5 protein-coding genes are annotated in these 9,114 nt (G+C 62.7%); 2 read left to right on the top strand and 3 right to left on the bottom strand.

Annotated elements, in window-relative coordinates:
- The coding region (locus EN943_RS31390) for a transcriptional regulator (protein WP_127223521.1) at positions 1-258 on the top strand (258 nt) is incomplete at its 5' end.
- Positions 259-442: 184 nt separating this feature from the next.
- Positions 443-1,369: a Gfo/Idh/MocA family oxidoreductase gene (locus EN943_RS31385; RefSeq protein WP_127415926.1), complete on the top strand. Its 927-nt coding sequence runs from the start codon at positions 443-445 to the stop codon at positions 1,367-1,369.
- A gap of 292 nt (positions 1,370-1,661) precedes the next feature.
- Here EN943_RS31385 and EN943_RS31375 read toward each other — a convergent pair whose 3' ends face one another.
- The 3 genes from EN943_RS31375 to rpoB all read right to left on the bottom strand — a co-directional run.
- Complete coding sequence (locus tag EN943_RS31375; RefSeq protein ID WP_127415924.1) at positions 1,662-2,327, bottom strand: O-methyltransferase; 666 nt, start codon at positions 2,325-2,327, stop codon at positions 1,662-1,664.
- Between the two features lie 82 nt (positions 2,328-2,409).
- Positions 2,410-6,606 (bottom strand): DNA-directed RNA polymerase subunit beta', encoded by a 4,197-nt coding sequence (rpoC, locus tag EN943_RS31370; protein ID WP_024505639.1) that lies wholly within the window; start codon positions 6,604-6,606, stop codon positions 2,410-2,412.
- Positions 6,607-6,736: 130 nt separating this feature from the next.
- Positions 6,737-9,114 (bottom strand): DNA-directed RNA polymerase subunit beta (rpoB, locus tag EN943_RS31365; protein WP_127415923.1); only part of this gene is annotated, 2,378 nt, incomplete at its 5' end.

The following is a 9,114-nucleotide window of genomic DNA, read 5'->3' as shown; positions in this document are numbered from 1 at the left end:
GTCACCATCATCACCGGCCGGGTGTGGAAGAAAAAAGGCGGCAAACCGGAAGGCGTCCACGTCATGCTGGTCGCGCCCGACGACGATTCGGCGGTGCGCCGGGCACTCGAATCGCTTGCCGCTGAAGGGTACGCCGAGGCCGAACTCGACCAGATCGGCGATATGGACGGCATCCCCGACGAAGAGCCGCATATCTCCGCCTTCCAGGGCGCGCTCGAAGGCGAAGTGTCGATCGTTACCTTCGACGTGCCGATCTGACCCCGACTTCCCGGTCCAGCTTTCGAATCGGCGACCGAGACGAATCGGCGACCGCGGCCTTACCAGCCGACAGAGGTGTGTACTGCCGCTCGAGGAAGGCTGAGCTTGGCTGCTCGGCTTCGGCTTGCCCGGGGCAAGTGTTCTGATAAGAAGCGCTCATCATCACTCAACAGACGGAGCGGCCGTGTCCCAGCCCATCAAGATAGGCATCGTCGGCGTCGGCAAGATCGTCCGCGACCAGCACCTGCCGGCCCTGGCGAAGGACCAGGACTATCGCCTCATCGCGGCCGCTAGCCGTCACGGCAGGGTGGATGACATCGCGAATTTTCCTGACATCGAAGCCATGCTCGACGCCGTGCCCGAACTCGAGGCCGTCTCGCTCTGCATGCCGCCGCAGTTCCGCTACGATGCGGCGCGGACGGCGCTGATGGCCAAGAAGCATGTCTTCCTGGAGAAGCCGCCTGGCGCCACTGTCAGTGAGGTCGAGGACCTCAAGACATTGGCCGCGCAGAACGGCGTCTCGCTGTTTGCCAGCTGGCACTCGCGCTATGCGCCGGCGGTCGAGGCCGCGCGCGCATTTCTCGACACGGCCAAGATCAGGTCGGCCGCCATCAACTGGAAGGAAGATGTGCGCCGCTGGCATCCGAACCAGGAATGGATCTGGGCACCCGGCGGTTTCGGCGTCTTCGATCCCGGCATCAACGCGCTGTCGATTGCCACCCATATCCTGCCGGCGATGTTCATCACCTCGGCGGTGCTCGACTTTCCCGAAAACCGCGCCTCCCCGGTTGCCGCGCGCGTCGCCTTCCGCACCTCGAATGGCTTGCCGGTGACGATGGACCTCGACTGGCTGCAGACAGGCCCGCAAAGCTGGGACATCCTGGCCGACACCGACAAGGGCGCCATGGTGCTGTCGGGCGGCGGCTCGAAGCTCGCCATCGACGGCAAAGTGGTTCATGACGAGCCGGAGGCTGAGTATCCGATGCTCTACCGGCGCTTTGCCGAAATCTTGCACGCCGGCACCTCCGATGTCGATCTGGCGCCGCTGCAGCATGTCGCCGACGCCTTCATGCTCGGCAAGCGCAACGTGGTCGAGGCGTTCTTCGATTGATTTGTGCACGCGACGGGATCGCGGACCTGGCGTGAATACACGCTCGTGCCAGGTCGACCCCCACTCCGTCTCGGCTACGCCGAGCCACCTCTCCCCCGATCGACGGGGTAGAGGAAGGGCACGAGCCTATTGCCGCCAACGCTCTTCCAACGAGGCTCCCTTCCTTTCCCTCCGAGGGGGGAAAGGTGGCGCTGCGAAGCAGCGACGGATTGGGGGAAGCCGGTCTACAAACGAACAGCCGCTGACCGAGTTGGTCTGATATCAGCGTCACTCAGACAATCATGGTGTGATCTCACTCCACGATCGCAATGGCAAAGCCGTCATAGCCCTTGGCGCCAACGGTCTGGATGGCGGTGCCGTCCAGACGCTGCTCGCTGCCGATGAACGAGAATGCGGCGCGCGCGCCTTCGACATTGGCGTCGCGGTCATCTTCATTCACCACCGCACCGTCGCGTATGACGTTGTCGCAGACGATGACGGTTCCGGACCGCGACAACCGCATGGCCCAGGATAGGTAGTGCGGATTGTTCGGCTTGTCGGCATCGATGAAGATGAAGTCGAATGGCCCGGCATTCTCGGCGCCAAGTGCTGCAAGCGACTGCAGCGCCGGACCCACCCGCAGTTCCACCCGCTCCGAGACGCCTGCCCGCTCGAAATTCGATTGCGCGACAGCGGCATGGTGCGGGTCGAGTTCAAGCGTCACGATCTTGCCGTCGGCAGGCAAAGCCCGCGCCATCCAGATGGTCGAATAGCCGCCCAGCGTGCCGATTTCGAGAGCCTTCTTCGCTCCCCGCATGCGCACAAGAAGCGAAAGCAGCTTGCCTTGCGTCGGCGACATATCAATCGCCGGCAGACCACGATCGTGATTGGCCGCCAGAACGGCATCAAGCACGGGGTCCGCCTCAAACAGGGAACCGACGATGTAGTCGTCGACTGCCGCCCAGCTTCTTTTGCTCATCGTTTTCTTCTCCGATCCAATTGGGGACCAAAACGCGAAAAGGGGCCACTCGGCCCCTTTTCTTGTCTCTTTCCGTCCGCGCTTACTGCGCGGCGGTGGTCATGTCGGCCAGCATCGGCTCGGCGACTTCCACACCGGAGGCCTTGCGGCGCTCGTCGATGATCAGTTCGTCGCGCGAGGTGGCGATGCGCCGGATCTGGCTCATCGTGCCGCCGGTGCCGGCTGGGATAAGCCGGCCGACGATGACATTTTCCTTCAAGCCCTGCAGCATGTCGGTCTTGCCGGCAACGGCAGCTTCCGTCAGCACTCGGGTCGTCTCCTGGAAGGAGGCGGCCGAGATGAAGGACGGCGTCTGCAGCGATGCCTTGGTGATGCCGAGCAGCACCGGCAGGCCTTCGGCCGGCTTCTTGCCGTCCTCGACCAGACGCTCGTTGACCTCTTCCAGTTCGATCACGTCGACATGATCGCCCGGGATGTAGGTCGAGTCGCCCTGCACCGTGATCTCGACCTTCTGCAGCATCTGGCGAACGATCACCTCGATGTGCTTGTCGTTGATCGACACGCCCTGGAGACGATAGACTTCCTGGATCTCGTTGACCAGGTAGGAAGCAAGTGCCTCCACGCCCTTGATCGCCAGGATGTCGTGCGGCGCAGGATTGCCGTCGAGGATGTAGTCGCCCTTCTCGATGACGTCGCCGTCCTGGAGATGGAACGGCTTGCCCTTCGGGATCAGGTATTCGACCGGCTCGAGCGTCGAGTCATGCGGCTCGATGATGATGCGACGCTTGTTCTTGTAGTCGCGGCCGAAGCGGATCGTGCCGTCGATCTCGGCGATGATGGCGTGATCTTTCGGACGACGTGCCTCGAACAACTCGGCAACACGCGGCAGACCGCCGGTGATGTCCTTGGTCTTGGCGCTTTCCATCGGGATACGCGCCAGCACGTCGCCGGGACGAACCTGCGAACCCGGCTCGACCGAAAGAATGGCCTCGACCGAGAGCAGGAAGCGGGCGTCGCCGCCCTTCGACAGCTTGCCGACCTTGCCCTTGGCGTCCTGGATCGCAATCGCCGGCTTCAGGTCGTTGCCGCGTGGCGTCGAGCGCCAGTCGATGACCTCACGCTTGGTGATGCCGGTCGACTCGTCGGCCGTTTCCTGAACGGAAATGCCGTCGACCAGATCCTCGTACGACACCCTGCCCTCGATTTCGGTGAGGACTGGACGGGTATAGGGATCCCACTCGGCGATACGCTGGCCGCGCTTAACCTTGTCACCATCGTCCACGAAGATGCGCGAACCATAGGTGAGGCGGTGCGAGGCGCGCTCCTTGCCGGCTTCGTCGAGGATCAGCACCGCCATGTTGCGGCCCATGACCATCTGCTGGCCGTCGGAGTTGCGCACCACGTTGCGGTTGCGGATCTCGACCTTGCCCTCATACGAGGCTTCAAGGAACGAGCTGTCCACCACCTGCGCGGTACCGCCCATGTGGAAGGTACGCATGGTGAGCTGCGTGCCCGGCTCGCCGATCGACTGCGCCGCGATGACGCCGACAGCTTCGCCCTGGTTGACCGGGGTGCCGCGGGCAAGATCGCGACCGTAGCAGACCGCGCAGACGCCAACCCTGACTTCGCAAGTCAGTGCCGAGCGGATGCGAACCGACTGGACGCCGGCCTTTTCGATCTGTTCCACGTCACGCTCGTCCATCAGCGTTCCGGCCTTGACCAGGATCTCGCCCGACACCGGATGGGTGATGTCATCGAGCGACGTACGGCCCAGCACGCGCTGGCCGACCGAAGCGACGACCTGACCGGCATCGACGATCGGCTGCATGGTGAGGCCCTTGTCGGTGCCGCAGTCGACGGAGTTGACGATGCAATCCTGCGCCACGTCGACCAGACGACGGGTGAGGTAACCCGAGTTCGCCGTCTTCAAGGCGGTGTCGGCCAGACCCTTGCGGGCGCCGTGGGTCGAGTTGAAGTACTCGAGCACGGTCAGGCCTTCCTTGAAGTTCGAGATGATCGGCGTCTCGATGATTTCACCCGACGGCTTGGCCATAAGGCCGCGCATGCCGGCAAGCTGACGCATCTGGGTGGGCGAGCCACGCGCACCGGAGTGCGACATCATATAGATCGAGTTCATCGGCTTTTGACGGCCATTGTCCTCGAACTCGACTGCCTTGATGCGGGCCATCATCTCGTCGGCGACCTTTTCCGAGCACTTGGCCCAGGCGTCGACGACCTTGTTGTACTTCTCGCCCTGCGTGATCAGACCGTCATTGTACTGCTGCTCGTATTCCTTGGCCAAAGCCTCGGTGTCGGAGACAAGCTTGATCTTGGCATCCGGGATCAGCATGTCGTCCTTGCCGAACGAAATGCCGGCACGGCAGGCATGGCTGAAGCCGAGTGCCATGATGCGGTCGCAGAAAATGACCGTCTCCTTCTGACCGCAGTGGCGGTAGACGGTGTCGATCATCTTGGAGATGTTCTTCTTGGTCATCTCCTGGTTGGCAGTCTCGTAAGGCACGTTGACGTTCTTCGGCAGAAGCTCGCCGATGATCATGCGGCCAGGCGTGGTGTCATGGATCTTCGACACGACCTTGCCTTCGGCGTCGACCGTGCGGAAACGACCCTTGATCTTGGAGTGCAGCGTCACCGCCTTGGTCTCGAGCGCGTGCTGGAGTTCGCCCATGTCGGCAAACACCATGCCCTCGCCCGGCTCGTTCTGGTTGACGATCGAGAGATAGTAGAGACCCAGAACCATGTCCTGCGACGGCACGATGATCGGCGCGCCGGAAGCCGGGTGCAGGATGTTGTTGGTCGACATCATCAGCACGCGGGCTTCAAGCTGCGCTTCCAGCGACAGCGGCACGTGAACGGCCATCTGGTCGCCGTCGAAGTCAGCGTTGAAGGCCGTGCAGACCAGCGGGTGCAGCTGGATCGCCTTGCCTTCGATCAGGATCGGCTCGAACGCCTGGATGCCGAGACGGTGCAGCGTCGGCGCACGGTTCAGCAGCACCGGATGCTCGCGGATGACCTCGTCGAGGATATCCCAGACCTCCGGACGCTCCTTCTCGACCAGCTTCTTCGCCTGCTTGACGGTCGAGGAGTAACCCTTGGCGTCGAGACGGGCGTAGATGAAGGGCTTGAACAGTTCGAGCGCCATCTTCTTGGGCAGGCCGCACTGGTGCAGCTTGAGCTCCGGACCGGTCACGATGACCGAGCGGCCGGAATAGTCGACGCGCTTGCCGAGCAGGTTCTGGCGGAACCGGCCCTGCTTGCCCTTGAGCATGTCGGACAGCGACTTCAGCGGGCGCTTGTTGGCGCCGGTGATGACGCGGCCGCGACGACCGTTGTCGAACAGCGCATCGACGGCTTCCTGCAGCATGCGCTTTTCATTGCGCACGATGATGCCGGGGGCGCGCAATTCGATCAGCCGCTTCAGACGGTTGTTGCGGTTGATGACGCGGCGATAGAGATCGTTCAGATCCGACGTGGCGAAGCGGCCGCCGTCCAGAGGAACCAGCGGACGCAGGTCCGGCGGGATCACCGGAACCACCTTCATGATCATCCATTCCGGACGGTTGCCGGATTCCATGAAGTTCTCGACGACCTTGAGCCGCTTCAGATACTTCTTCTGCTTCAGCTCGGAGGTGGTCGACGCCAGTTCCGAACGCAGGTCGCCGGCGATCTTCTCCAGGTCCATGCCGGCCAGGAGGTCATGAATGGCCTCGGCGCCGATCATGGCGGTGAACGAATCCTCGCCATACTCGTCGACGGCGATCATGTACTCTTCCTCGCTGAGCAGCTGGTGCTCCTTCAGCGCGGTGAGGCCAGGCTCGGTGACAATGTAGTTCTCGAAGTAGAGGACGCGCTCGATGTCCTTCAGGGTCATGTCGAGCAGCGTGCCGATGCGCGACGGCAGCGACTTCAGGAACCAGATATGGGCGACCGGTGCCGCCAGTTCGATATGGCCCATGCGCTCGCGACGAACGCGCGACAGCGTGACTTCGACGCCGCACTTCTCGCAGATGACGCCCTTGTACTTCATGCGCTTGTACTTGCCGCACAGGCACTCATAGTCCTTGATCGGGCCAAAAATGCGCGCGCAGAACAGACCGTCACGCTCCGGCTTGAAGGTGCGGTAGTTGATGGTCTCCGGCTTCTTGATCTCGCCGAAAGACCAGGACAGAATCTTCTCAGGGCTGGCAAGCGATATCCGGATGGAATCGAACACCTGCGCAGGCGCCTGCGGATTGAAGAGATTCATGACCTCTTGGTTCATGCCGTTCTCCTTTTCGGGATCCTCGAAGACCCCTTGCATCTAGTCGCGAGCCAAACGCCCGCCGTCTTTGTCGGCCACTGGCCGTCGAATTCGATTGGCGCGCCGCGGAAAGCCGTGGCGCGCCATTGCCTTACTCGGCCGCGTCGGGCAGCCGGATCGGGTTGTCGTCGAGCTTGGTGTTCTCCAGCTCGACATTGAGGCCGAGAGACCGCATTTCCTTGACGAGAACGTTGAAGCTCTCGGGGATGCCGGCCTCGAAGGTGTCGTCGCCACGCACGATCGCCTCGTAGACCTTGGTACGGCCGGCGACGTCGTCCGACTTCACCGTCAGCATTTCCTGCAGCGTGTAGGCGGCGCCATATGCTTCGAGCGCCCAGACCTCCATCTCGCCGAAGCGCTGGCCACCGAACTGCGCCTTGCCGCCCAGCGGCTGCTGGGTGACGAGCGAGTACGGACCGATCGAACGCGCGTGGATCTTGTCGTCCACGAGATGGTGAAGCTTGAGCATGTAGATGTAGCCCATCGTCACCTTGCGATCGAACGGCTCGCCCGTGCGTCCGTCATAGAGCTGCGACTGACCGCTGGTGTGCAGGCCCGCCTGCTCCAGCATGATGTTGATGTCAGCCTCATGCGCGCCGTCGAACACCGGGGTCGCGATCGAGACGCCGCGGCGCATCTGCTCGCTGAGGCGAACAATGCTCTCGTCGTCATAGTCACGAACCGGCTCGTTGCGGTCGTTGGCCGGGATGAAGCTCTCGAGCGTCTTGCGCAGCGGCTTGATGTCGCCGGCTGCCTTGTACGTGTCGATCAGCTCGCCGATCTTCTTGCCCATGCCCGCGCATGCCCAGCCCAGATGCGTTTCCAGGATCTGGCCGACATTCATGCGGCTCGGCACACCCAGCGGGTTGAGCACGATATCGGCATGCGTGCCGTCCTCGAGGAAAGGCATGTCCTCGACCGGAACGATCCGCGACACGACACCCTTGTTGCCGTGACGGCCGGCCATCTTGTCGCCGGGCTGCATCTTGCGCTTCACGGCCACGAAGACCTTGACCATCTTCATGACGCCCGGAGGCATTTCGTCGCCGCGCTGGACCTTCTCGACCTTGTCCATGAAACGCTGTTCGAGCGCCTTCTTGGAATCGTCGTACTGGCCACGCAGGGCTTCGAGTTCGCTCTGGAGCTTTTCGTTCTCCACCGCAAACTGCCACCACTGCGAACGCGGATACTCGTCGAGCGTATCCTTGGACAGCGTCGAGCCCTTCTTGAAGCCTTTCGGTCCAGCGATCGCTTCCTTGCCGACGAGCACGTCGGAAAGGCGCGCGTAGACGTTGCGGTCCAGAATGGCCTGTTCGTCGTCGCGGTCCTTGGCGAGGCGTTCGATTTCCTCGCGCTCGATCGCCATGGCGCGCTCGTCCTTCTCCACACCGTGGCGATTGAAGACGCGCACCTCGACGACGGTGCCGAAGGTGCCCGGAGGCATGCGCATCGAGGTGTCGCGCACGTCCGATGCCTTTTCGCCGAAGATGGCGCGCAGAAGCTTCTCTTCCGGCGTCATCGGGCTTTCGCCCTTCGGCGTGATCTTGCCGACCAGGATGTCGCCCGGCTGAACTTCCGCACCGATATAGACGATGCCGGCTTCGTCGAGGTTCTTCAGCGCTTCTTCCGAGACGTTCGGGATATCGCGCGTGATTTCCTCCGGCCCGAGCTTGGTATCGCGCGCCATGACCTCGAACTCCTCGATATGGATCGAGGTGAAGACGTCATCGGCGACGATGCGTTCGGACAGGAGGATCGAGTCCTCGTAGTTGTAGCCGTTCCACGGCATGAACGCGACCAGCACGTTGCGGCCGAGCGCCAGATCACCGAGCTCGGTCGACGGACCGTCGGCGATGATGTCGCCCTTGTTGACGAGGTCACCCATGCGAACCAGCGGACGCTGGTTGATGCAGGTGTTCTGGTTCGAACGCTGGAACTTCATCAGCCGGTAGATGTCGACGCCGGACTTGCCCGGATCGAGATCTTCGGTGGCGCGGATAACGATACGCGTCGCGTCCACCTGGTCGACGATGCCGCCGCGGCGGGCGCCGATGGCGGCGCCCGAGTCACGGGCGACGATCGGCTCCATGCCGGTGCCGACGAACGGCGCCTCGGCGCGCACCAGCGGCACGGCCTGACGCTGCATGTTCGAGCCCATCAGAGCGCGGTTGGCGTCGTCGTTTTCCAGGAACGGGATCAGGGCCGCGGCCACCGACACCATCTGCTTGGGCGAAACGTCCATCAGATCGACGTTTTCGCGCGGCGCCATCATCACTTCGCCGGCACTGCGGCAAATGACGAATTCGTCAACGAAACCACCGTTCTTGTCGAGCTCGGCGTTGGCCTGCGCGACATGGTGCTTGGCCTCTTCCATCGCCGAGAGATAGACGACGTCATTGGTCAGCTTGCCGTCGACGATCTTGCGGTACGGGCTCTCGATGAAGCCGTACTTGTTGACGCGTGCGAAGG

Origin of the sequence: Mesorhizobium sp. M7A.F.Ca.US.006.01.1.1, assembly GCF_003997935.1 — a bacterium.
Lineage (GTDB): Bacteria > Pseudomonadota > Alphaproteobacteria > Rhizobiales > Rhizobiaceae > Mesorhizobium.
This window is presented reverse-complemented; position numbering and strand designations above follow the sequence as displayed.